Raw genomic sequence first — 22,758 nt, 5'->3', positions numbered from 1 at the left:
GGCACACCCACGCCGGCGCCGTACCCGCACGTCATCACTGGAACGTCATCACTGCGCTCGATGAGGAGGAACGCACGATGACCGCTTCACAGACCCCCGCCGGGGACGTACCGACGGCCGCGTCCGCTCCACCGTCCCGGCGCTCCGGCTATGTCGCCTTCGTGGTCATCGTCAGCTTCCTGGCCTGGGCCCTGGTCTCGATGGACCAGACCATGCTCGGTGTCGCGGTGCCGTCGTTGTCCGATGCGCTCGGCGTGTCCCTGTCCACAATGGAATATCTGGTCGGAATCTTCGCCTTCGTGACGTTCGCGGCGCCCGTGATCGGCGGGCGTCTCATCGACCGACTGGGCAGACGCTGGGGCTTCCAGGTGTCGCTGCTGGGCACCGGGATCTTCGGTGGGCTGACGGCGGTGGTCGGCGCGGCCTGGCAGTTCGTGCTGGTGCGGATCGTCGCGGCGACGTCGTACGGCCTCACCGAGCCGGTGGTGAACACCGTGGTGGCCGAGGAGGCGCCCGCCCGCCGCCGCGGGCTGATCATGGGCTTCGTGCAGGCCGGCTACCCGCTCGGCGCCGCCATCGCGGGCACGCTCGCCGCGGTGCTGCTGCCGTCGTCGGGCTGGCGGCCGCTGTTCCTGATCGCCTTCGCCCCGGTGCTCATCGTGCTGGTCTCCGCGCGGTTCCTGCGCGAGTCCCGCAGCTTCACGGCCGTGCGCGCAGAGACCGAGCGTCGACAACTCCACCACCGCCCCGGCTGGCGCCAGCTCTTCTCCCCGGAGCTGCGCCGGCAGACCATCGTCACCAGCCTGTTCGGGTTCTGCATCAACGGCGGGATCGGCCTGATCATCGGCGTGGTCACCACCTACCTCGTGCACGTCGACGGGATCGGGATCGGCGCGGCCGCGTTCCTGTTCGGCCTGAGCAACTGGGTCGCCCTCGGCAGTCAGGTCCTCGTGGGTTTTCTCGCCGATCACCTTCCGGCGAAATGGCTGATGACCGGTTACTCGGTGCTCGCCGCCGGCGCGTTGGCGCTTCTGGTGACGCCGCACCTGACCTACTCGATGGCGCTGGTCAGCCTCGTCGCCTTCGGGTTCTTCGGGAACGGAACTTTCGGCTGCTACACCCGCTACACCGCCGAGTCCTTCCCCGCGGAGCTGCGGGGCACCGGCACGTCGTTCTCGCTCGGCTTCTCGTTCCTGACCCTGTCGTTCATGCCGATCATCGGCGGTGCGTTGATCGAGTCGAGCACGCCCGCGGTGATTCCGGCGATCTCCGCGGCGCTGGTGCTGGCCGGTGCCGTCGTCATGGCTTGCGGGCGCAACCTGCCGCCGCAGCGCGAGCTCGACCAGCTCACGCCGTCGCGGTTACTGGCCCCCAACTGATCAGTACAGATTGAGAGGAGGTGTCCCGTGGCGGATCTGGAGTACACCGTCGCCGACGGCATCGGCACGATCCTGCTGAACCGGCCGCATCGCAAGAACGCCTTCACGATGGACATGATCGATGTGTGGGCGGAGGCGCTCCGCGAGGCGCGTACCGATCCGGACGTGCGGGTCGTGGTGCTCACCGGCGCCGGTGACGCGTTCTGTTCGGGAGTCGACCTCGACCGGCGCGACGGCGCCGCACCCCCGACGCCGTTGCAGCGCAAGGAGAGCCTCACCGAGCGGATCCACCGGATCCCCTACGCGCTGGAGGACCTCGACAAGCCGGTGATCGCGGCGATCAACGGGGTGGCCGTCGGCGCCGGGATGGACATGGCGCTGATGTGCGACATGCGGATCATGGCCCGCTCGGCACGGCTGTCGGAGGGATACGTCCGCGTCGGCCTCGTCCCCGGCGACGGTGGCTGCTACTACCTGCCGCGCCTGGTCGGCACGGCGAAGGCGCTGGAACTGCTGCTCACCGGTGACTTCATCGACGCCGAGGAGGCGGGCAGGCTGGGGATCGCCAACCACGTCGTCGACGACGCGGACCTCGCCGATGCGGTCTCCACTCTGGCCCGCAAGATCGCCGACGGTCCGCCGGTGGCGATCCGGACGATCAAGCGTGCGGTCTACCAGTCGGCGCGGTCCGACCTGCGCACCGCGCTCGACCTCATCTCCTCGCACATGGCGGTCGTCACCTCCACCGAGGACTCCGCCGAGGCGCTCGCCGCCTTCCGCGAGAAGCGCCCCGGCCGGTTCGTCGGGCGCTGACCAACAGTGGGCCCGGGGAGGGCCCGGAAAGGAGGAACGCATGACGTTCGCAGGATTCGACCTGCCCGACGACCTGCGGCTGCTCCGGGACACGGTCGCCGACTTCGTCCGGGAGGAGATCGTCCCCGTCGAGGCCGGCGTGCCTGGTGACGCCCGGGGACTGCCGGTCGACGGGCTCAGGACGCTGCAGGCCAAGGCCCGCGACGCCGGGTTCTGGTGCCTGGAGGCGCCGGAGGAGTACGGCGGCGGAGGACTCGGCGTGTTCGAGGGAGTGGTACTGGCCGAACAGATGGCCAAGCACCGCTACAGCTTCCCGCGGCCGGGGGCGGGCGTCTTCGGCTCCGAACCGCCGAACGTCCTCTACAAGGGCAGCCCGCGTCAGATCGAGAAGTACGTGCGTCCGACGATCGAGAACGCCTGGACGGCGTTCAGCGCGATCAGCGAGCCGACGGGTGGATCGGACCCGGCACGGGCCATCCGCAGCGTCGCCACGCGCGACGGCGACGTCTACCGGATCAACGGCCACAAGATGTGGACCAGCGGCGCGGACACGGCGCGGTACGGCATCGTCTACGCGCGCACCGACCGCGACGCCGGGCGGCGCGGGATGAGCGCCTTCATCGTCGACTCCGGAACGCCCGGGATGACGATCACCCCGGTACCCGTACTGCGCGACCACTGGACCACCGAGGTCGTGTTCGACGACGTCGAGGTTCCGGCGGAGAACCTGGTGGGCGAGGAGGGGCAGGGCTTCGGCCTGGCCCAGGAGTGGCTGGTCCGCGGCCGGCTGCGATATGCGGCGCAGGCGGTGGGGGTGGCCGAGGAGTCGGTGCGTATCGCGCTGGAGTGGGCCAAGACCCGGGAGACGTTCGGGGCGTTGCTCGCCACCCGGCAGGCCGTGCAGTTCCCGCTGGCCGACGCGCGCATGCAGATCGCGGCGGCACGCCACCTGACCTGGGAGGCCGCATGGGAGGCCGACCAGGGCCGGGACGCCCGCACGAAGGCGTCGATCGCGAAGGTCTACGCCACCGAGGCCGGGTACCAGGTCGTCGACGCGATGATGCAGATCCTCGGCGGGATGGGGATGACCAAGGAGATGCCGCTCGAGCACTGGTTCCGCGGGCTGCGGGTGGCCCGGGTCGTCGAGGGACCGAGCGAGATCCAGCGCTTCCTCGTCGCGCGGGACATGCTGGGTGCCGCCGCCCTGGGCAGGGCGTCGTGACCACGGCGTCGGACAGGACTTCAGCCGGCGGCCCTGCGGGGCCCACGAGCCCGCTCACCTCCCGGCCGCTGGACGTCGAGCGGCTGCTGCGGCCGGCGTCGGTCGCGATCGTCGGCGCCTCGGCGAACGACGGGGTGATCAGCGGGATCCCGCAGCGGGTGCTCGCCCAGCACGGCTACACAGGCGCGGTGTACCCGGTGAACCCCCGCTACGACGAGATCGACGGCGTGCTCTGCTACCCGGACATCGAGTCGGTACCCGGGCCGGTCGACGTCGTGCTCGTGGTGGTGAACGCGAGTCGCGTGGTCGAGGTGCTCGACGCCTGCGGGCGGGCGCGCGTCCGGTTCGCCGTGGTGATCAGTTCAGGGTTCGCCGAGCAGGCCGACGCCGCCGAGCGGCAGCAGGCGCTCGCCGACGTCTGCGCGCGCCATCCCGACATGCGCGTGCTCGGCCCCAACGCCGAGGGGCTGATCAACGTCGTCGACGACGTGCCGCTCGGGTTCAGCCCCACGATCGACTACCGGCGCGGGCTGGTCCAGCTGCGCCGCGGTGACGTCGCCGTGGTGGCGCAGAGCGGCGGGCTGGGGTTCGCGCTGTTCAACGACGGGCTCAGCCGCGGTCTCGGGTTCAGCCACGTGGTCACCACGGGCAACGAGGTGGACGTCGACCTGACCGACCTCGCCGAGGCGCTGCTGTACGACCCGGAGACACGGGTGCTGCTGCTCTTCGTCGAGGGGGTGGCGGAGCCGGAGCGGCTCGCGGCGCTCGGGGACGCGGCCCTCGCGGCGGCGAAGACGGTGGTCGTCGCGAAGGTCGGGAACACCGAGGCGGGCCGGCGCGCGGCGCTCGCCCACACGGCGCACGACGCAGGCGACGAGGCGCTCTACGCCCAGGTGCTGGACCGGCCCGGGATCCTGCGTGCTCACGACCAGGAGCACATGATCGATCTGGCCCTTGCGCTGTCCCGCACCCCACGGCTCGCCGGCCCACGGGTCGGGATCGTCACCGTCTCCGGAGGCGCCGGCACCTGGCTCGCCGACGACCTCGTGTCGGCCGGGCTTCAGGTGCCGCTGCTCTCCGACGGGCTGCAGGCGCGCCTGCGCGAGGGGATCCCCCCGTACGGCAGCCCGGCCAACCCGGTGGACGCCACGGCGCAGGTGCTCGGTCTCGGCGGGATCAGCCCGGTGGTGCGGCTGCTCGCCGAGAGCGGCGAGGTCGACGCGGTGGTGCTGGTGGCGACGCTGGCCGATCAGAAGCAGCTCGAACGCGAGCGCGAGCACCTCGTCGCGCTGGCCAGGGCGGTGCCGCTCGTGATCTACAGCTACACCAGGCCCGCCCAGGCCAGCATCGACCTCCTCGAGGAGCTCGGGATCGCCTACTTCACCAGCACCGCCCGCGCGGCAGGCGCGCTGGCAGCGTTGGCGCCTCGCGATCAGCCGAGGTAGGGCGGGGCCTCGCCCCAGCCCCACCGCGGGGTGGGCGCGTTCTGCATGGGAGTGGCGCCCGGTGCCGCGTTCTCCCGGGCGATGCGCGTGCCCCACTCCACGTAGGCGACGAAGGCGGAGCGGAACTCGGGGTCCTCGGGGAGACCCGCCTCGTCCGCGCTCGACGCGATGAGGCTTGCCCACCGCACCCGCTGCTCCTCGGTGATGCCGAGGCCGATGTGGTGGCTCAACATCGCGGGGTAGCCACCGAGCTCGTCGGTGTAGTCGGTGGGGCCGCCGAACACCTCGCCGAGCCAGCGGGCCACATGGTCGCGGTGGTTCGGGCCCATGTGCCGGAACACGGGTTCGAGCACGGGGTCGGCGAGCACGCGGTCGTAGAACACCTCGGTGAGGCGGTGCAACGCGGCGGATCCGCCGCACCAGTCGTAGAGCGTCGGGACGGTGTCTGTCACAGAAGGGCTCCTGCAATTACTTCATTACGGTGTTGATGGGCGACCATCCTCGCGCGCTTCCGTCAGGAGCGCCAGTGCCGCCGCCCGGAGAATCGCGGCCTCGGACTGCAGCGCGAAGAAGGTGAACCCCAACTCGCGGAAGCGGTGCACGTGCGCGGGGGTGCCGCAGTAGATGCCCACCGGAAGGTCGCGGTCACGGCAGCCGGCGACGACCTTGCGCAGCATCTGCTCGTAGTCCGCGTCGTCCTGGGCGCGCGGCAGCCGGCCCGAGCTGAGGGCCAGGTCCGACGGTCCGACGAACACTGCGTCGAGCCCGTCGACCGCCGCGATCTCGGGAAGTGCCTCGACCGCCGCGACCGTCTCGACCATGACGATGCACTTCGGGTCGGGCCGGCCGGGTGACCAGGCCGCCCGCGTGGGGCCGTAGCTGCGCCCGCCACGGGGCGGGTAGTGGCATGCCTCGACGGCGCGCGCCGCCTCCTCGGCCGTGTCGACCAGCGGCACGATCACCGCGGCGGCCCCCCGATCCAGGGCCCGCCCGATCGCACTGGGCTCGTTGCCGGTGACCCGCACGACGGCCGGGGTGCCGGTGGCGTCCAGCGCCTGGAGCATCGGGAAGAGTGCGTCGTCGCCGATCAGGCCGTGTTGCTGGTCCACGCACAGGAACCCGAAGCCCACCGAACCCATGAGCTCGGCGGATGCGGAACCGGGCAGCTGCAGCCAGCCGCCGACGATGTCGGCCGTCAGGTCGAGAGGGGGAGCGTTCACAGCGCGAACTCTGCCACGCCGCCCCTGGCCACGAGATGAACGAGCGAGTACAGAGGGGGACAACCGCGCGCGTCCGTTGCGTATGCAACCACGGTCACCGGGATGACGGGAGAACGAGGATGAGCGACATCGCTCCGCACGGTCTGCATCACGTCACGGCGATCGCGTCGGACCCGCAACGCAACGTCGACTTCTACACGCAGGTACTGGGGCTGCGGCTGGTGAAGCGAACGGTGAACTTCGACGCCCCCGGCACGTACCACCTCTACTACGGCGACGCGCAGGGCACGCCGTCCACACTCCTGACGTTCTTCCCGTGGCAGGGCGTGCCCCCCGGGCGCCAGGGCAGCGGGCTGACCACGGCCACCGCGTTCAGCGTGCCGCCGGAGTCGATGGGCTGGTGGCAGCGCCACCTCACCGGCCTCGGCCTCGAGATCGACGGCCCGCACACCCGCGACGGCGAGGAGGTGCTGACCCTGCGCGACCCCGACGGCCTGGTCATCGACATCGTCGCGGCGCCCGGTGACACCCGGTCGGGCTGGGACGGAGTCGCTCGTGTGCCCGCCGAGCACGCCGTGCGCGGCCTGTACTCCCTGACGCTGTCCGAACGGCTGCCGGAGGCCACCGCCGAGATGCTCGGGGGGCTGCTCGGGATGCGTCTGCAGGGCGAGAACGGCGACCGGGCGCGCTTCGCGATGGCCGACGGGGGCGCCGGTGCGGTCGTCGACGTGGCAGCCGACTCCGGCCCGCGGGGCCTCCAGGCGGGCGGCACCGTGCACCACATCGCCCTGCGCGCGCCCGACCAGGCCACGCAGGCCCGATGGCGCGAGGAGTTGATCGACGCCGGGCTGCGGGTCACCGAGATCTTGGACCGGCAGTACTTCACGTCCATCTACTTCCACGAGCCCGGGGGAGTGCTGCTGGAGATCGCGACCGACCGGCCGGGCTTCACCGTCGACGAGCCGCTGCTGGAGCTGGGACGTTCGCTGAAGCTGCCACCGTGGCTCGAGCCCGACCGCGATCAGATCGCGGCCGCGCTCCCGAAGCTGCGGGTGGACGAGCCGGCCTCGTCCTCCTAGACCGACCCGTCCGACGAGTTCAGGAAGGCCACCCCCGGTCCGCCCGGCGATGGCCTTCCTGAACCGCAGGGGAGCGGTTGCCCGGGACTCAGCCGGAGGCCGGCACGGTCGGAATGCCGTTGGCCGGTGGTGCTGTCTCCTGCTGCGTCGCCTCGGTGATCGGTCCGTCACCGTTGTCCGTCACCAGCACGGGGGTGAGGCTCTCCGTGGTGCCTCCCTTGATGCGGGTGACCTCCACTCCCGAGATGCCGGCGTGCCGATCGGCCGAGAACCGGAACGGCGCCATCCACGGTCCCTGGAACTGCGCGCCCGACCGCTCGATGGCCTGCACGATGCTCTCGCGCGTGGGGTCGGCGCCGGCCGCCTGCAAAGCCTGGACGAACGTGTAGGCCTGGGACATGCCGTAGATGCGGTAGTTCGTCAGGTCGCCGTCGCCGCCGTACTGGTCCCACACCCGCTGGAACAGCTGCGTCCACGGGTCGTTCGGAGCGTCCACACCGGGCAGGTACTCGGTGGTGATCACGCCGTCGAGCATCGCCGCGTCGGTGACGGCGCCCTCCGAGAAGCGGGCAAGGAGCGACCCGACCAGGCCCGGGTCGGAGCCGACGTTGGAGTAGATCCACTGTGGCTTGTAGTTCAGCCGCAGCGACTGAAGCTGCGAGAGCGCCGTGTAGGACGGCACGTTGAAGCCGATCACGAGGTCCGCGCCCGACGCCTGCAAGGCCGCGATCTGCGGGGCCACGTCGGTGTTGCCGGGGGTGTAGCGCTCCGCCGCAACGATCTGCTTGTCGAGGAACCGGCGGGCGCCGAGCTCGCCGTCGCGACCGAAGTCGTCGTCCTGGAGGAAGAGGCCGACCTTCGCGTTGGGGAAGTTCTGCGACACGTACTGCCCGACGATCTTGCCCTCGATCTCGTAGTCGGGCTGCCAGCCGAAGGTCTGCGGGTTCTTGTCGGGCTGGTCCCACAGCAGCGAGCCGGAGGAGACGAACAGGTCGGGCACGCCCTCGCTGTTCAGGTAGTCGAGCACCGCGGAGTGCGTGGGGGTGCCGAGACCGCTCAGGATCGCGAACACCTGGTCCTGCAGCACGAGCTCGTTGACGACCTGGCTGGTCTGCGTCGGGTTGTACGCGTCGTCGCGGTAGACGTAGTCGATCTTCCGCCCGTTCACGCCGCCCGCGGCGTTGACGAAGTCGAAATAGGCCTTCGTCCCGGTCGGGATCTCGCTGTAGCCGGGCGCGGCGACACCGGTGAGCGGGAAGTGCCCCCCGACCTTCACCGACGTCTCCGTGATCCCGACGGACGGCGCCGCGCCGTCTCCGGACCCGCCGTCGGGCCGCCCACCCGCTCCGCACGCGGTGAGAACCAGCGCTGCTGCGACCGCTGCCGCGGCCGGCGCCCAGCGCCTGCTTCTCCTGATCATCCTGACCTCCTCGTCGAGGGTTCCCGGCGGTTCGTCCGGCTTCGGTTCCAGATCTGTTTCACCACGCCGACGGCCCCCGACGGCGCGAGCAATATCACGAGCACGAGCACCACGCCGTAGACGAACGGCGCGAGCTGTGCGGCCTGGGTGCCGTCGAGTCCCGCACCGATGCCGATGTTCGTGACGGCGGGCGGCAGGAACACCAGCAGCGCGCTGCCGAGCAGGGCGCCGACGAGGCTGCCGAGCCCGCCGACGACCACCGCCGTGAGCAGCCCCAGCGACAGCACGATGGTGAAACCACTGGGCGCGGCCAGCCGCACGACGATGCCCAGCACCGACCCCGCCAGCCCGGCACAGACCGCGCTGACGACGAACGCGAGCACGCGGACGCGGCCCAGCCGGATGCCGGCCAGCTCCGCCGCGACCTCGTCGTCGCGCACGGCACGCCAGACCCGTCCGGTGCGCCCGGCCATCAGGTTGGCCAGGAGCAGCAGCACCAGCAGCAAGGTCCCCCAGCCGAGGTAGGCGAGGTACTTGGCGGTGGGCGTCTCGTTGGCGGAGAGGAAATAGACGGCGTCGGAGAACCAGTCGGGGACGTCGGGCGATGCGACCGGGAGGCCCTGTTCGCCGCCGAGCGTGTGGTCGAAGTAGATCGCGAGCCCCGGCACCGCGACGGCCAGCGCGAGCGTGGCGCCTGCCAGGTAGGGCCCGTGCAGCCGGGCCGCGGCCGCGCCGACAACCGCGCCGACCAGCGCGGTGACGACGGCCGCGATGACCATGACCAGCAGCAGCGGGAGGCCTGTGCCGTCGTCGCCGAGCAGCAGCCCTGTGGTGTAGGCACCGACCGCCATCAGCGCGCCGTGACCGAGCGAGATCTGCCCGTTCAGCCCGGTGAGCACGGTGAGGCCCGCCGCGGCGATCGCGTAGTAGGACATCGTGGCGAACTGGGAGTTGCGGAACGGGCTCGTCAGCTCCAGCACGAGCACCACGGCGACCAGCGCCACGACGACGATCAGCGCGTGCCGGCCGAAGGTGGAGCGCGGCAGCCTGCGGCGCAGGGCGTCCAGGCGGCGGGGCTGCGAAGCCTCGGTGGTGAGCGGGGAGGACGCCTGTGCGGCGGCTGCGGGCTCGTCGGTCTGCTGGGACATCAGACCCTCCGCGCCGCGGTGCGGGCGAACAGGCCCTGCGGACGCGCCAGCAGCACCGCGACGAGGATGACGAGTGCAGCCAGCGCCACCAGTTCGCTGCCGAGGTAACCGCTCACATAGGACAGCAGCAACCCGATCGTCAGGCCGCCGACCACGGCGCCCGCGGGCGAGTCGAGCCCGCCGAGCACAGCCGCGACGAACCCGTAGACGATCACGGCGTCCATGTAGGCGGGGAAGACGAGGCTCCCGCCCGCGATCAGCAGGCCCGACAGCGACCCGACCCCCGCGGCCAGCGCCCAACCGAGCGTGAGCATGCGACCGACGCGCACGCCGAGCAGCCGCGACACCTCCTGGTTGAACGCGGCGGCCCGCATCTTCAGGCCGAGGTCGGTGAAGCGGAAGAGCGCCACCAGGCCGAGCATCACCACGACGACGGCCACGATGATGTAGATGCTGTTCGGGGTGAACGCGATGTTGACCCCTCCCACGGTGAACCCGCGCAGGTCGAACGGCGCGGGGAAGGACTGGAACGTGGAGCCGAACAGGATGGCGGCCAGCGCCTGCAGTGCCACGAACAGGCCCAGCGTCACGATCACGGCGTTGAGCTCGGGGCCGCCCTCGACCGGCCGGATCACCAGCCGCTCGATGCCGGCGCCCAGCACCAGACCGGTGACGAGCGCGACCACGAGCGCCACCCAGTAGGACTGGCCGCCCTCGATCACCGTGAGCGCGAGGTAGGTGGTGAACATGGCCATCGCGCCCTGGGCGAAGTTGACGATCCGGGTGGACCGCCAGATCAGCACCAGGGCCAGCGCGAAGGCCGCGTAGACGGCACCCTGGCCGAGCCCGGTCAGCGTGACGTTGAGGAACTGCTGCACTGCTCTCCTCTCCAGAGATTCGTGACCGTGCGCATCAGAAGCCCAGGTACGCGTGGCGCAGACCGTCGTCGGCGGCGAGGGCGTCCGCGCTGTCCCGGGCCACCACCCGGCCCAGGTTGAGCACGATCCCGACGTCGGCGATGGAGAGGGCGCTGCGCGCGTTCTGCTCGACGAGCAGCACCGTGACCCCGTCGCTGTCGACCAGCTCGCGCAGCAGTCCGAAGATCTGCGCGACGATCCGGGGCGCCAGCCCGAGCGACGGCTCGTCGAGCAGCAGTACGTCGGGCCCGGACAGCAGGGCACGTCCGATCACGAGCATCTGCCGCTCGCCGCCCGAGAGCACGTGCGCGTCGCGGCGGCGGCGCTCCGCGAGCGCCGGGAACATCTCGTACACCCGGGCCAGGTTGTGCTCCGTGCGCTTGCGGGAGGCGCCCAGCAGTGCGCCGAGGCGCAGGTTCTCCTCCACCGTGAGCTCGGTGATCACGCCGCGGCCCTCGGGGACGTGCGCGATCCCGGCGCGGGCGATCGCCTCGGCGGGGGCGCGAGTCAGGTCGGCGCCGTCCAGGAACACCGTCCCCGACACCGGCCGGACCAGCCCGGACACCGTGCGCAGCAGCGTCGACTTGCCGGCCCCGTTGGCGCCGAGCACGGCGGTGACCTGCCCCCGCTCGGCGGTGATGTCGACGGAGTCGAGCGCGGTGACCGGACCGTAGGCCGTGGTCAGGCCGGAGATCTCCAGCGTCCCCGTACTCATGAGTGAGTGGCCTCCTCGCCCAGGTACGCGTCGATCACCGCGGGGTCGTCGCGCACCTCGTCGGGGGTGCCGTCGGCGACGACCTTGCCGAAATCGAGCACGGTGATCCGGTCGCAGACCGACATCACCAGGTCCATGTGGTGCTCGACCAGCACCACCGACATCCGGCTCGTCAGCCTCCGGATCAGCTCGCCGAGCTCGCTCATCTCGTCGCTGCTCAGGCCGCTCGCAGGCTCGTCGAGCAGCAGCAGGTCGGGTTCGGTGGCGAGCGCCCGCGCGAGCGCGACCCGCTTCTGCACCGGGTACGGGAGGCTCCCGGGCAGCCGGGTCGCGTAGCCGTCGGCCCCGAGTTCGGCGAGCGCGGCCATCGCGCGCTCGCGCAGCGCCCGCTCGTCGCGGTCCGACGTGCGCAACGCGAACAGCGTGGCGGCGAAACCTGCCCGGCGGTGCCGGTCGGCGCCGACCATCACGTTCTCCACGACAGTGAGCCCGCGGAAGAGCCCGACCCCCTGCAGGGTGCGCGCGATGCCCATCCCCGCGAGCCGGTGGGGCCGCAGGTCCCGCACGGGCCGGCCGTGGCGCAGCACCGTGCCCGTGTCGGGGCGGACGAAGCCGCAGCAGACGTTGAAGAGAGTGGTCTTGCCCGCGCCGTTCGGCCCGATCACGCCGTGCACCTCGCCCGGGCCGACGGTGAGCGACACGTCGTCCAGCGCGACGAGGCCGCCGAACCGGACCCCGATTCCGCTGACCGCGAAGACGGCCGACGCGTCCGGGGACGCCGTCGGCCCGGTGGGCGATGTCGACACTGACACGTGGGCGTCTCCCGGGTGGCGGGCGGCGGTGACCCCGATCACCGGGGTGGCCCAACTTTGGGCGCTGCGCCCAGTCCGCACCATGTGCTCAGAGCCCAAGATCCCTTCCGATCGACTGGGCAGTGCGCCCGCAGTAGTGGACGGCGCTGTGCGGTCTGTTGCACAGTGCCGGGATGATCCCCACCCGGCGGACCGCCGGCGAAGGCCGCCGGGCCACCGGTGCGCGCACGGGCGTCGCGCGGCGCCCCCTCCCCGAGGAGTCCGCCGAGGCGTTGCGCGTCCTGGGGGGCGTGCTGATCGGCGAGGTCGACGGCCTGGCCGACCGGCTCACGGTGATGGTGCTGCAGCGCGAGCCGATCTACGCCGAGCTCGACATGGTGGAGGAGCTGCGCAGCGCGTGCCGCGCGAACATGGAACGCGGGGTGCAGACGCTCGCCGAGCAAGTGCCGGGCGGCGTGGACCCCGAGGACACCTCGCGGCGGACCGGCCGCCTCCGTGCGCGCCAGGGCGTGCCGCTCGAGGTGGTGCTCAAGGCGTACCGGCTGGGCGGGCGCGTCATGTGGGAGGCCCTGCTCAACACCTCCCGCGGCCGCTTCTCCGGGCGCTACGACAGCGCGCTGCTCGACGCGGCGAGCTACGTCTGGCGCGTCAACGACAGCAGCGCGACGGCGCTGGTCGAGGCCTACCGGCTCGAGGAACTGCGCCTGCAGAGCCACGACCTCAGCAGGCGCCACGCCGTGATCGACGGCCTCATCGAGGGCCGCGGGAGCGACCCGGCGTTCCTCCGGGAGGCGGCCACCGTGCTCGGGATGCCGGAGCGCGGCCCGATGCTGTGCGTGGTGACGCCGCTCGAGCCGACCGGCGAGGATCCGCTGCGGTCGCCGCTGGAGGCGCTGGCGGCCCACGGCATCGTCTCGGCCTGGTTCATGCGCCCGCGCGACGAGGTCGGCCTGGTGGCGCTGGGGTCACGACCGCTCGAGGTGGCCGTCGAGGCGTTGCGCCCGTGCGCCGAGGGCCGGGTGGGCGTCTCCCCGGTGGTCGACGGCCTGGGCGCGATCGATGCGGGCTACCGGATGGCCCACACCGCGGCCCGCACCCTGGTCGAGCCCGGTCTGGTGGTGCTCGACGAGCGACTGCCCGAGGCGCTGCTGGTGGACAGCCCGGAGCTGGTGCCCCGGGTGGTGCGAAGCGCGCTGGGCGGCCTGCTGGACCTGCCCGCCGCCGACCGGGACATGCTGCTCGACACCCTGCAGGAGCTACTGGCGAACGGAGGCTCCCCGACCCACGCCGCGGCGGCGCTGTTCTGCCACCGCAACACCGTGATCTACCGGATGCGGCGGATCGAGGCGGCCACCGGCCGCTCCATCGGCGATCCCCGCGACCGGCTGCTGCTCACACTCGGGGTGATGGCGGCGCGGGCGGGCGGCTTCCCGGCCGACCGCTGACCTGCGGCAACGCGGTCAGGAACTGACGAGCTCGCGCTCCAGCGGCGTGCGGAACCGCGGCGTGACCCGGACGCCGCCCACCCGGCCCGCGAGGCGCTCGGCCGCCGCGTGCACGGCGGCGGTCGCCTCGGCACCGATGTCCTCCAGCAGCCGCAGCGCCACCGTGCCGTCCGCGCGGTGTGCCCAGCCGCCGACGATCCTGCCGTCGCACCACACCGTCGGGCCGATGTTGCCGCTGCGGTCGAACAGCGGGGCCTTGTGCTCCCCGAGGAACCAGCCGCGCTCCTGCCAGCCCATCGGCGTCGGGTCCAGCCCGGGGAGCAGGGCCACCCACGGCTCCGGTTCCGCCACGGGCTCGATGTCGTCGGGCAGCACCACTCCCGGGACGCCGTCGAGATCGACGGGCACGGCACCCACCGCGGCCAGCGCGGCGCGGGTGCGCGCCATCGTCCAGCCCGTCCACCACTTCAGGTCGGCAACCGGCGCGGGACCGAACGCGGTGAGCCACCGCCGCGCCAACTCCGTGCGCGCGGCGTCCGGCTCCAGCGCGGGAAAGCCGTCCGGCCACCACGCCGACACCGGTGACCAGCGGTACTGCGTGGACGTCCAGCCGCCGAGGGGACGGCCGCGGACGATGTGGCCGTCCGCCGCCATCACGAGCAAGGCTCGGCTCGTCATGTTCTGCGGGGTGTCGTCGGGAGGCACGACGATCTGCGTGCGCAGCCGGGGCTCGTCGGCCACCAGTTCCACCGCCGTGGCCTCGCCACGCTTGACCAGCGCCTGCAACGCCGAGGCTTCGACGTCGGCGAGCCACGTCGCCCCGTCCTGGATCACGCCCGCCCGCTCGATGTGCTCCACGAGCCGGCGGCGCTGCACGGCGGCGACGTCGAGCGTGCACGCGGCCTGCACCACCGGGGCGACGTCGAGCGCCACCACCCACACCGTGCGCCGCATCGACAGCATCCGCACCAGCGCGCGCTCGTCGTGCAGCGCCCGCTCGACCGTCGGGACGTCGGCGGCCGACCGGGCGAGCACGGCGAGCACGACGGACGCGGGGTCGGTGGCGTGCAGGGCGACGAGAGCGTCGGCCACTTCGACAACCCCGGACACCGAGCCCGGTGCGGAACGCCCGGGGGTGAGGAGATGGCGCTGTCCGAGCCGTGCGCGCCGCTGTGCTGTGGTGATGACCGGATCAGCCGCCATGGCGAGGATGATGGACCATTCGTCGCCCAGGAAAACCGGTGGGCGGTCGCATGACTGGGGCCGGGTAACGTTGCAACCGCACTGGCGACGTGGGAGATACAGTAGTTCCGCACTGCCGGGCCACAATCACCCGGTTCTCCTTTGCAGGCATCCATCAGTGAGCGGCCCGCTCCTTTCGCGGTTTCGCGCGGGCTTCTCGACGTCCAAGGAGTCGGCGTGTCAACCGACCTCAGCAGCTCCGATGAGCAGTCCGGGGTGCGTCCCGACAACCCTCTCGAAGAGCGGGCGCACACTGCGACCGTTGCCGGTTTTCGGGTTGCCCGGAGAACTTTGGCGTGGACGATCGCCGGGATAATCGTTGCCGCGCTCAGTGGGATTTTCACTTTTCTGCAACTGGTCGACGACAAGCCTGCGCAGAATGTCGAAGGTAGTTCCAACCAGGTCGTCCAGGGCGACGGGACGATCACCAACAACTACTTCCGCGAGGTCGACGAATTCAAGGGTGCCCTGCCTCTGAACCCGGGTGCGGAACAGATTCGGAAGTCGGCCGAGCAGTACGCCGAGAAAAATCCTGACGGCACGGGACCGTGGCCGTTCGTGGTGGTGGCGGACCCGAACCTGGGGTTGAAGGTCCGCACGACCGGTACCGCCGACGGTGTGCAGGTCGGAACAGCCGCGTACAACACATCTGTTTGGGTCGAATGCCGGAAGGACACCGGTTTCAATCCCACCCCCGGCGATCCGAACGGTGCGATGTGGTACAGGGTCAACTGGCCGTCCGATCAGCCGACCAGCAAGTTCTACAATTCTTCTCCCGGTGACCGCTTCGATCAGTGGGTCTACGGGGGATTGATCGTTCCGATCGGGCAGAACGGAAAGGTGCCTGCCTGCCTCTGACACGAGCGGCGAGCGCCTCAGTGCGCCACCGTCGTGCGCTCCAGGGCGTGCTCCACCAGTGTGATCACCGTGGAGAGGCAGGAGTCGCCGTTGCGGGCGTCCATTCTCACGATCGGGACCTCCGGGGAGAGGGCGAGTGCGTCGCGCACGATCTCGACCGGGAAGGTGGACGTGCCGGGGAAGAGGTTCAGCGCGACGACGAACGGCAGTCGCCGGTTCTCGCAGTAGTCGACGGCCGGGAAGCACTGCTCGATCCGGTGCAGGTCGACGAGCACGACGGCTCCGACGCAGCCGCGGGCGAGCTCGTCCCACATGAACCAGAATCGTTCCTGCCCCGGTGCGCCGAAGAGGTAGAGGATCAGCGCGTCGTCGACCGTGATCCGGCCGAAGTCCATCGCGACGGTCGTGGTGCGCTTACCCGGCAGAGCCGTGACGTCGTCGACCCCCACCGACGCGGAGGTCAACGCCTCCTCGGTCAGCAGCGGCGGGATCTCCGACAGAGCACGCACCAGCGTCGTCTTACCGACGCCGAACCCGCCGGCCACGACGATCTTCAGCGGCACCGGGCCGGCGTCATCGGGCACGGAGACCGTCCAGCAAGCGCTGCAGCATCGCGGTGGCAGGGCCACCGTCCCGGCCTACCGGTGGCGGGGTGTGCACCATGAGGAACCCGGCGTCGGCGAGGTCGCTCACGAGCACCCTTGCCACCCCGACCGGTACGCCCAGCCGCGCACCGACCTCCACGAGCGACACCGGACGGGTGGCCAGCTCGATGATCATCCGGTGCTCCTTCTGCAGGTCGCCGGCCCACCGGTCGGTCGCGACCACGAGCGACTCGACCGGGAGGTCGGGCCCCGCGGAGCGGGTGCGGCCTCCCGTCACGGCGTACACCGGGACGACGCGGTCGTCGTGGCGCTCCTGGGCGGCGTTCCCCGCCGCTCCGCCCGGCCGCGTCACGAACGGTTCCCGGCTTCGGCGCGGGTCGCCGGGGTCAACGCGTGTCCGACTCGGGCGGCCAGCAAGGTCATCTCGTAGCCGATCATCCCGATGTCGCAGCGCCGCGCGGCGTGCACGGCGAGGGTGGAGCCCTGGCTGATCGTGGTGACGAACAGGTAGCCCTCCTCCATCTCGAGGATCGTCTGGGTCACCGGTCCGGCGTCCAGCAGCTGCGCCGTTCCCCGGGCGAGGCTGACGAGCCCCGACGCCGCTGCCGAGAGCTGGTCGGCGAGGTCCTCGTCGACTCCGGGGGACGTGGCGAGCCGCAGCCCGTCGCCGGAGACGACGACCACCTGCTCGACGCCGGGCGTCTCCCGGGCGAACTCGACGAGCATCCAGTTGAGCGTCCCGTCGGTCACGACAGTCCTCCACTCCCGTTCTCCGCGACGGCCAGCGCGGCCTGCCGGCCGGCCTGGTAGCGGGAGAGCGCGTTCGCGGCGTCCGCGCTGCCCGTCGTCGTGTGGTGATCCGCGGGTACGACCCGGTGATCGGGCTCGCGCAAGCCCGGAGCCAGGCTCGCCTGGGGGACGCGCCGGCGAAGGGTGTGCCGGCCCGCCGGATCGTGGTCGAGCCGGGCCGGAGGTGACAGTGCGGCGCCTGGTGGGCCCACCGGCTCGGCAGGTCGAGGCGCCGGCACCCGGGCGACAGCGGTGATATCCCGGGGGGTCGGCGGGATGGCCGCATGGTTGTCATCCGGGGCCGGCGGGCTCTCGGCTGGGGAACGGTCAGGGGCCGGCGTGCCGCCGGCGGGGGTGGGACAGCGAGGTAACGGCACCGCCACGGCCGCCGGCGGGGCATGCTCGGCGGGGGTGACGGTGCCGCTGGTCTGGAGGTGGTCCGGCGGGGTGGTGCTGGCGGGACCGGCGAGGGGCCGGTCCCACCAGCCGGGCCAGGTGGTCTCGGCGGCGGGCACTGGTTCGGGCGGGCGGCGCCGCACCGGCGACCCGTTCCGTGTGGTGCCGACTGACGGCGTCGATCCGTTGCGGGTCGTCCCGGGCCGGACCGACCCGTTCCGCCGGGACGTCGCCGGTGCGGACTGTGTCGGCAGGTCACGGGTCGGTGCGGCCGACGCCGGCTCGGACATCGACGGCGCGAACAGCTCTGTCTTCGGGGGTGGGACGTCGAACGGCGGGGCCTCGAACATCCCGGCGGGCAACGCCACCATCGCGGTCAGCCCGGATCCGGGGAAGGCGGTCAGCGACACGCGAATGCCGTGCCGCACGGAGAGTCGGGCGACGACGTGGAAGCCGAGACGTTGCGCGACCGAGAGGTCGACCTCCGGAGGGTCGGCGAGGAGGTGGTTGGCAGCGACCAGCTCGTCCCGCGGCATCCCGACGCCCCAGTCCTCGACGGTGATGAGTTGTCCACCCCGGGCGGCTCGGTCCGGGCACGATCGGATCGTGACCATGGTGTCCGGCGGCGAGAACCGCACGGCGTTCTCGGTGAGCTCGGCGATGAGGTGCGTCAGGTCGGTGACGCTGCTCCCGGAGACGGCCGGGCGCTCGTCGACGACGAGGATGACGCGCTCGAGGTGCTCGATCTCCGCGACGGCCGCTCGCACGACGTCACGCAGCGGCACCGGCGCACTCCACGTACGGGATGGCTGCTCGCCCGAGAGCACGAGCAGGCTCTCGGCGTTGCGACGGACACGGGTGGCCAGGTGGTCGAGCTTGAACAGCTCGGCCAGCGCGTCCGGGTCGCGCTCGGACTCCTCGAGCTGGTTGATGATGTCGAGCTGCCGGTAGAGCATGCTCTGGTTGCGCCGTGCGAGGTTGGTTCACCAGCAGATCCGAGGCGAACTGGCGGCGGCCGATCTCGGCGTCGGAGAGCCGGCGCGACATCGTGTCCTTCTCCCGCTGCGATTCCTCCGTGACCCGCCAGAAGAGCGTCATGCCCACACAGGCGAGAAGGACGGCCACGCCGTGGATCGCCGACCAGAGCCACGGATTCGCCTGCGCCGCGGGGTGGTTGAAGATCAATGTCGGGTGCCACGCCGAGCCGATCCCGTGACTGATCACCGTAAAAATGATGTTGAACAGTAAAGGCGCCCAGTCCTGGTACAGGGAGATGAATCCGATGATGATGAAGAAATGGAAGTGCGCCTCGATGGTGCCTCCGGTCAGCCCCACCAGGGCGGCCGACGAGTACACGAGCCCCGCGGTCACGAGCACCGCCGCCGTGCGGCGCCTGCTCCGCAGCCAGTACCCGAACGCCAGGCACACACCGGGTGTGACCAGCACGTATGCCACCGTCAGCAGTGGGTGTCCGAGGAGTAGGCCGAACAGTGCGAGCCCCGGAACGTGCGTGGCGAGGACCCCCAGGAGGAGCCGGTGCCGGCGTTGCCAGTCCCTCTCGTCGAGGGAGTAACCGCGGGGGAGCGTATCGAGGACCGATCTCCACATCGTGTGTCGCACCGTTCCTGAGACCTCGTCACTGGGGAGTGGTGGCGAGGCTACAGCGATCTGACGCAGTGTGAAGAACCGCTCACGGAATGACAGAAAATTGCACGCGGCCGGCCTATCGGTGGACACTCGATGGTGTAGTGGGTTACGAGGAACGGGGGAGGGCGGCGGGTTCCCGGCGCCCCGGTCAGCTCCAGATCGTCACATACACAGGGGGCCGGAACCGCGACGGCGGCACTCCCGCTCCGGGAGATCGCAGTAGCTTCATCGCCTCGGGGGTGCCGAGGAAATGGCGAAGCGAGGCCGCCGCGGCCGAGCGCCGGTCGACCGGCGGGGTGGTGGCGTGCCAGCACAGCTCCAGCGGGGTACCCGGAACGTCCACCACCTGCAGCTCGCGGCGGCGCAACTGGTGCACGGCCAGGTGGGCGATCCCCGGGGCGACACCCGCCCCGCGGGCCGCGGCCTCCCACGCCGCGATCTGGTTGGGGAAGACGCTCAGGCGCGACTCGGGCACGCCGAGCCCGCGCAGCAGCCGGCTGACGTCGCTGCCCGGGTCGGTGGCCGCAGGCTCGACCAGCCACGGCCACTGAGTGGGCGAGCCGCGCAACCGCGCGTCGGGCGACGCGAGCACCACGAGCCTGCAGCGGAAGATCGGCTCGCTCACCAGTCCCAGGCTGCGGTCGGCGCCCAGATACGGGCCCAGCGCCACGTCGGCGAGACGCTGCGAGACCAGCACGGCCATCTCCGCGGTGGCCGACACCCCGGCCGACACCTCGATCGATCCGGCCGAGCGTGCGGTGAACGCATCGGCCAGCGGCCCCGCGACGAACTCGACGATGGCGCTCGGCGCGACCAGCCGCAGCTGCTCGGCGGCGCCCTTCGCCGACCGGACGGCCGACTCGGCCTCGGCTCCGAGGGACACCATCTGCGCGGCGATCGTCAGCAGCCTGCTCCCGCCGGGCGTCATCGCCATCCCGCCGCCGCTGCGCGTGAGGAGGGGATCGTCGAGGTACTTGCGCAGGGCGGCGAGCGCCTGGGAGACGGCGGGCTCGCTCACCCCGAGCGCGCTCGCGGCTGCCTTCACCGAGCCGAGCCGGGCGACCAGCACGAAGGCGCTCAGCTGCGTCAGCGTCATAGCTGAATTGTGACCCAGCACACGACTAAGCAAAGGGTTATTCACCGATTGCCCCTTGTCCCGGGGCCCAGCAGCATGGTCCGCGACTAGGCTGATGTCTTCCCGCAGTGCGGCGAGGAGGGTGCGGACATGGCCCACGAGAGCGACGCCCCCGAGAGCGAGGCGCTGCCGGTGCTGCGCGGCATCTGGAAGGCCCAGAGCCAGTCCGCCGCCGACATCGATGCGCCCAGCACCACCAAGGTGTGCAAGAACATGAAGAACATCGGCTTCGGCGGCATCGCGAACGGCGGCGCCGACACCGACTCCACCGCAGGCCCCGTCGGCGACGATCTCCGCAGCGCATGGCGCGACCGGCTCGCCCGCGAGGGCAAGATCGTCCCCGGCGCAAGGAGCGTGCGTGACCTCGTCATGGGGCCGGAGCAGAACGAGCGCTGAGCCCGCACCCGGCAGCTGGAGGACCCCGACCGTGAGCTCACCCACCAGCGTCGCCGAGCTGACCGAGACGCTGCGCCGGGGCCAGTACCTCGCCGACCGAGGGCTGTCGACGGCCGTGTTCGTCGCGCTGTCGCTGCAGCGCCCGCTCCTGCTCGAGGGCGAGCCAGGGGTCGGCAAGACCGAGATCGCGAAGGTGCTGGCCGGTGTACTGGGACGCGACCTGATCCGTCTGCAGTGCTACGAGGGCATCGACACCAGCCAGGCGCTCTACGAGTGGGACTACGCGCGGCAGCTGCTGCACATCCGAGCCATGTCGGAGCGCGCGACCGTCGGGGAGAACGAGGATCCAGGAGACGACACAGCCGTCGACAAACTGTTCGGGCCGCGGTTCCTGCTGGAGCGGCCCCTGCTGCAGGCGGTTCGGTCCGGCGATCGCGCCGTGCTGCTGATCGACGAGATCGACCGCGCCGACGACGAGTTCGAGGCCTTCCTGCTGGAGATGTTGTCGGACTTCCAGATCACCATCCCGGAGGTCGGCACGATCGCCGCGCCGGCCCCGCCCTTCGTCGTGCTCACCTCCAACCGCACGCGCGAGTTGCACGACGCCCTGAAGCGACGGTGCATGTACCACTGGATCGACTACCCGTCCCTCGATCGGGAGGTCGAGATCGTCCTGGTCCGTCGGCCCGGGGTGAGCGAGGCGCTCGCCCGCAAGGTCGTGGCCGCGGTGCACCGGCTGCGCGAGCTCGATCTCGCCAAGCCCCCCGGCGTCGCGGAGACGATCGACTGGGCCCGCACGCTGGACTTCCTCGGCGAGACCACGCTGACCGCCGACGCCGCCGACCTCACGCTCGGCTCGGTGCTCAAGGAGCGGGAGGACATGGAACTGGCCCGCGACAACCTCGACGAGATCACGTCCCAGGCGTGACCGGCACACGGATCGCAGGCCACGAGCTCGTACGGGTGCTCGTCGCGTTCGGCCGCGCGCTGCGGGCACGGGGGATCTCGGTCGGCTCGGGGGACATCTCCACGTACTGCGCGGCCATGGTCCCGCTCGACCCCACCGACCTCGTCGACCTCTACTGGGCCGGACGCACCACGCTGATCAGCCGGCACGAGGACATCCCCGGATACGACGACGTCTTCCGCGAGTTCTTCCTGGGCGAGCGCAACCCCGTCGAGGAGCTGCTCCAGCTCACCGCCAGGTCCACCGCCGAGTCCGAGGCCGTTCTCCAGGTCCCTGCCGTCGACCCGGCCGGCTCGGAGCAGGAGGAGGACGAGGCGCTGCTCGGGCTCCTGGCGTCGAACGTCGAGACGCTGCGGCACAAGTCGTTCGCCGCCTGCACCCCCGACGAGCTCGCTTCGTTGCGGCGGATCATGGAGCGGATCCGGCTCACCCCGCCGCGTCGCCGCACCCGCCGCACCCGTCCGTCGTCGCGTGGCCGCCGTCCCGACCTGCGCCGGACCGTGCGGGAGTCGCTGCGGATGCACGGCGAGCCGGTCCACCTGCGGTGGAAGCGGCGGCGACACAAGCTGCGCCCGCTCGTGCTCATCCTGGACGTCTCCGGCTCGATGGCCGACTACTCGCGCGCGCTCCTGCAGTTCGCCCACTCGGCGCGGCGGGCGACGCAGCGGGTGGAGGTGTTCTGTTTCGGCACCCGGCTGACGCGGATCACCGTCCCACTCCAGCGCCGCAGCCCGGACCAGGCGTTGGCGGAGGCCGCCGAGCTGGTCGTCGACTGGGAGGGCGGCACCCGCATCGGCGACTCGCTCGACGAGTTCGTGCGCGGCTGGGGCCGCCGCGGCGTCTGTCGCGGGGGCGTGGTGGTGATCTGCTCCGACGGCCTGGACCGCGGTGCCCCCGACACACTCGCCACCGCCATGGAACGGCTGAGCCGGCTGTGCCACCACATCGTCTGGATGAACCCGCACCGGGGCGACGACCCCGGCCACCGCCCGCGGACCGTCGGGATGATGGTGGCCGAGCCGCACATCGACGTCCTGTTGTCCGGGCACGACCTGAGCAGCCTCGCCGAGCTCGCGGAGCTGCTCCCGACGCTGGCCCGGTGAGAGGG

24 protein-coding genes are annotated in these 22,758 nt (G+C 71.4%); 11 read left to right on the top strand and 13 right to left on the bottom strand.

What is annotated here, in order from left to right:
* Positions 1-77: 77 nt before the first annotated feature.
* From ABD743_RS22330 to ABD743_RS22315, 4 genes are read left to right on the top strand one after another with little or no spacing between them, the layout of a single operon-like run.
* The gene (locus ABD743_RS22330) at positions 78-1,379 is read left to right on the top strand and encodes an MFS transporter (protein WP_344724095.1); all 1,302 of its coding nucleotides are present in this window, start codon (positions 78-80) and stop codon (positions 1,377-1,379) included.
* 27 nt (positions 1,380-1,406) lie between these two features.
* A complete protein-coding gene (locus ABD743_RS22325; protein ID WP_344724094.1) occupies positions 1,407-2,192 on the top strand; it encodes an enoyl-CoA hydratase/isomerase family protein in 786 nt (261 codons plus the stop codon).
* 40 nt (positions 2,193-2,232) lie between these two features.
* The gene (locus ABD743_RS22320; RefSeq protein ID WP_344724093.1) at positions 2,233-3,414 is read left to right on the top strand and encodes an acyl-CoA dehydrogenase family protein; all 1,182 of its coding nucleotides are present in this window, start codon (positions 2,233-2,235) and stop codon (positions 3,412-3,414) included.
* Complete coding sequence (locus tag ABD743_RS22315; protein ID WP_344724092.1) at positions 3,411-4,859, top strand: CoA-binding protein; 1,449 nt, start codon at positions 3,411-3,413, stop codon at positions 4,857-4,859. Before ABD743_RS22320 ends, ABD743_RS22315 begins: the two co-directional genes overlap by 4 nt.
* Here ABD743_RS22315 and ABD743_RS22310 read toward each other — a convergent pair.
* Together ABD743_RS22310 and ABD743_RS22305 are read right to left on the bottom strand one after the other, a co-directional pair.
* Entirely contained in the window at positions 4,847-5,311 is a 465-nt protein-coding gene (locus ABD743_RS22310) for a group II truncated hemoglobin (RefSeq protein ID WP_344724091.1), read from the bottom strand. The two genes, ABD743_RS22315 and ABD743_RS22310, sit on opposite strands and share 13 nt — an antisense overlap.
* Before the next feature lie 24 nt (positions 5,312-5,335).
* The gene (locus tag ABD743_RS22305; protein ID WP_344724090.1) at positions 5,336-6,079 is read right to left on the bottom strand and encodes an HpcH/HpaI aldolase family protein; all 744 of its coding nucleotides are present in this window, start codon (positions 6,077-6,079) and stop codon (positions 5,336-5,338) included.
* A 119-nt stretch (positions 6,080-6,198) separates the two neighbouring features.
* Between ABD743_RS22305 and ABD743_RS22300 the strand changes: the two genes are divergently transcribed.
* Positions 6,199-7,158 (top strand): ring-cleaving dioxygenase, encoded by a 960-nt coding sequence (locus tag ABD743_RS22300; RefSeq protein WP_344724089.1) that lies wholly within the window; start codon positions 6,199-6,201, stop codon positions 7,156-7,158.
* A gap of 88 nt (positions 7,159-7,246) precedes the next feature.
* Here ABD743_RS22300 and ABD743_RS22295 read toward each other — a convergent pair whose 3' ends face one another.
* From ABD743_RS22295 to ABD743_RS22275, 5 genes are read right to left on the bottom strand one after another with little or no spacing between them, the layout of a single operon-like run.
* Positions 7,247-8,578, bottom strand: a complete 1,332-nt coding sequence (locus ABD743_RS22295; protein ID WP_344724088.1) for an ABC transporter substrate-binding protein — start codon at positions 8,576-8,578, stop codon at positions 7,247-7,249.
* Entirely contained in the window at positions 8,575-9,726 is a 1,152-nt protein-coding gene (locus ABD743_RS22290) for a branched-chain amino acid ABC transporter permease (protein WP_344724087.1), read from the bottom strand. Before ABD743_RS22290 ends, ABD743_RS22295 begins: the two co-directional genes overlap by 4 nt.
* The gene (locus ABD743_RS22285) at positions 9,726-10,604 is read right to left on the bottom strand and encodes a branched-chain amino acid ABC transporter permease (RefSeq protein WP_344724086.1); all 879 of its coding nucleotides are present in this window, start codon (positions 10,602-10,604) and stop codon (positions 9,726-9,728) included. The genes ABD743_RS22290 and ABD743_RS22285 overlap by 1 nt, the downstream gene beginning before the upstream one ends.
* A gap of 34 nt (positions 10,605-10,638) precedes the next feature.
* Positions 10,639-11,358: an ABC transporter ATP-binding protein gene (locus ABD743_RS22280; protein WP_344724085.1), complete on the bottom strand. Its 720-nt coding sequence runs from the start codon at positions 11,356-11,358 to the stop codon at positions 10,639-10,641.
* On the bottom strand, positions 11,355-12,164 hold the full coding sequence (locus ABD743_RS22275; protein WP_344724454.1) for an ABC transporter ATP-binding protein: 810 nt from the start codon (positions 12,162-12,164) through the stop codon (positions 11,355-11,357). Before ABD743_RS22275 ends, ABD743_RS22280 begins: the two co-directional genes overlap by 4 nt.
* A gap of 179 nt (positions 12,165-12,343) precedes the next feature.
* On the opposite strand from ABD743_RS22275, the gene ABD743_RS22270 reads away from it, so the two are divergent.
* A complete protein-coding gene (locus ABD743_RS22270; protein WP_344724084.1) occupies positions 12,344-13,615 on the top strand; it encodes a PucR family transcriptional regulator in 1,272 nt (423 codons plus the stop codon).
* A gap of 15 nt (positions 13,616-13,630) precedes the next feature.
* Here ABD743_RS22270 and ABD743_RS22265 read toward each other — a convergent pair whose 3' ends face one another.
* Positions 13,631-14,818 carry a winged helix DNA-binding domain-containing protein gene (locus ABD743_RS22265; protein ID WP_344724083.1) on the bottom strand — a complete coding sequence of 396 codons (1,188 nt, stop codon included), beginning with the start codon at positions 14,816-14,818 and terminating at the stop codon, positions 13,631-13,633.
* Positions 14,819-15,034: 216 nt separating this feature from the next.
* Between ABD743_RS22265 and ABD743_RS22260 the strand changes: the two genes are divergently transcribed.
* Positions 15,035-15,715 carry a hypothetical protein gene (locus tag ABD743_RS22260; RefSeq protein WP_344724082.1) on the top strand — a complete coding sequence of 227 codons (681 nt, stop codon included), beginning with the start codon at positions 15,035-15,037 and terminating at the stop codon, positions 15,713-15,715.
* Between the two features lie 17 nt (positions 15,716-15,732).
* On the opposite strand, the gene ABD743_RS22255 is transcribed toward ABD743_RS22260, so the two are convergent.
* The 4 genes from ABD743_RS22255 to ABD743_RS22240 are packed head-to-tail and all read right to left on the bottom strand — an operon-like array spanning position 15,733 to position 18,461.
* Positions 15,733-16,299 carry a GTP-binding protein gene (locus ABD743_RS22255; protein WP_344724081.1) on the bottom strand — a complete coding sequence of 189 codons (567 nt, stop codon included), beginning with the start codon at positions 16,297-16,299 and terminating at the stop codon, positions 15,733-15,735.
* Positions 16,289-16,672: a DUF742 domain-containing protein gene (locus tag ABD743_RS22250; protein ID WP_344724080.1), complete on the bottom strand. Its 384-nt coding sequence runs from the start codon at positions 16,670-16,672 to the stop codon at positions 16,289-16,291. The genes ABD743_RS22255 and ABD743_RS22250 overlap by 11 nt, the downstream gene beginning before the upstream one ends.
* The gene (locus ABD743_RS22245) at positions 16,669-17,046 is read right to left on the bottom strand and encodes a roadblock/LC7 domain-containing protein (protein ID WP_344724453.1); all 378 of its coding nucleotides are present in this window, start codon (positions 17,044-17,046) and stop codon (positions 16,669-16,671) included. Before ABD743_RS22245 ends, ABD743_RS22250 begins: the two co-directional genes overlap by 4 nt.
* Positions 17,047-17,066: 20 nt before the next feature.
* Positions 17,067-18,461: an ATP-binding protein gene (locus tag ABD743_RS22240; RefSeq protein WP_344724079.1), complete on the bottom strand. Its 1,395-nt coding sequence runs from the start codon at positions 18,459-18,461 to the stop codon at positions 17,067-17,069.
* A gap of 119 nt (positions 18,462-18,580) precedes the next feature.
* Here ABD743_RS22240 and ABD743_RS22235 point away from each other — a divergent pair, with 119 nt between their 5' ends.
* A complete protein-coding gene (locus tag ABD743_RS22235) occupies positions 18,581-18,721 on the top strand; it encodes a hypothetical protein (protein WP_344724078.1) in 141 nt (46 codons plus the stop codon).
* A 579-nt stretch (positions 18,722-19,300) separates the two neighbouring features.
* Here the strand turns inward: ABD743_RS22235 and ABD743_RS22230 are convergent.
* Positions 19,301-20,248 (bottom strand): LysR family transcriptional regulator, encoded by a 948-nt coding sequence (locus ABD743_RS22230; RefSeq protein ID WP_344724077.1) that lies wholly within the window; start codon positions 20,246-20,248, stop codon positions 19,301-19,303.
* 129 nt (positions 20,249-20,377) lie between these two features.
* Between ABD743_RS22230 and ABD743_RS22225 the strand changes: the two genes are divergently transcribed.
* From ABD743_RS22225 to ABD743_RS22215, 3 genes are read left to right on the top strand one after another with little or no spacing between them, the layout of a single operon-like run.
* A complete protein-coding gene (locus ABD743_RS22225) occupies positions 20,378-20,683 on the top strand; it encodes a hypothetical protein (protein ID WP_344724076.1) in 306 nt (101 codons plus the stop codon).
* A 31-nt stretch (positions 20,684-20,714) separates the two neighbouring features.
* Entirely contained in the window at positions 20,715-21,611 is an 897-nt protein-coding gene (locus ABD743_RS22220) for an AAA family ATPase (RefSeq protein WP_344724075.1), read from the top strand.
* On the top strand, positions 21,608-22,753 hold the full coding sequence (locus ABD743_RS22215; RefSeq protein WP_344724074.1) for a vWA domain-containing protein: 1,146 nt from the start codon (positions 21,608-21,610) through the stop codon (positions 22,751-22,753). The genes ABD743_RS22220 and ABD743_RS22215 overlap by 4 nt, the downstream gene beginning before the upstream one ends.
* The last annotated feature ends 5 nt before the right edge of the window (positions 22,754-22,758 follow it).

Source organism: Pseudonocardia yunnanensis, from assembly GCF_039534065.1.
Taxonomy (GTDB): Bacteria; Actinomycetota; Actinomycetes; order Mycobacteriales; family Pseudonocardiaceae; genus Pseudonocardia; species Pseudonocardia yunnanensis.
Note: the sequence above shows the minus strand (reverse complement) of the source record. Positions and strands in the feature narration are given on the sequence as shown.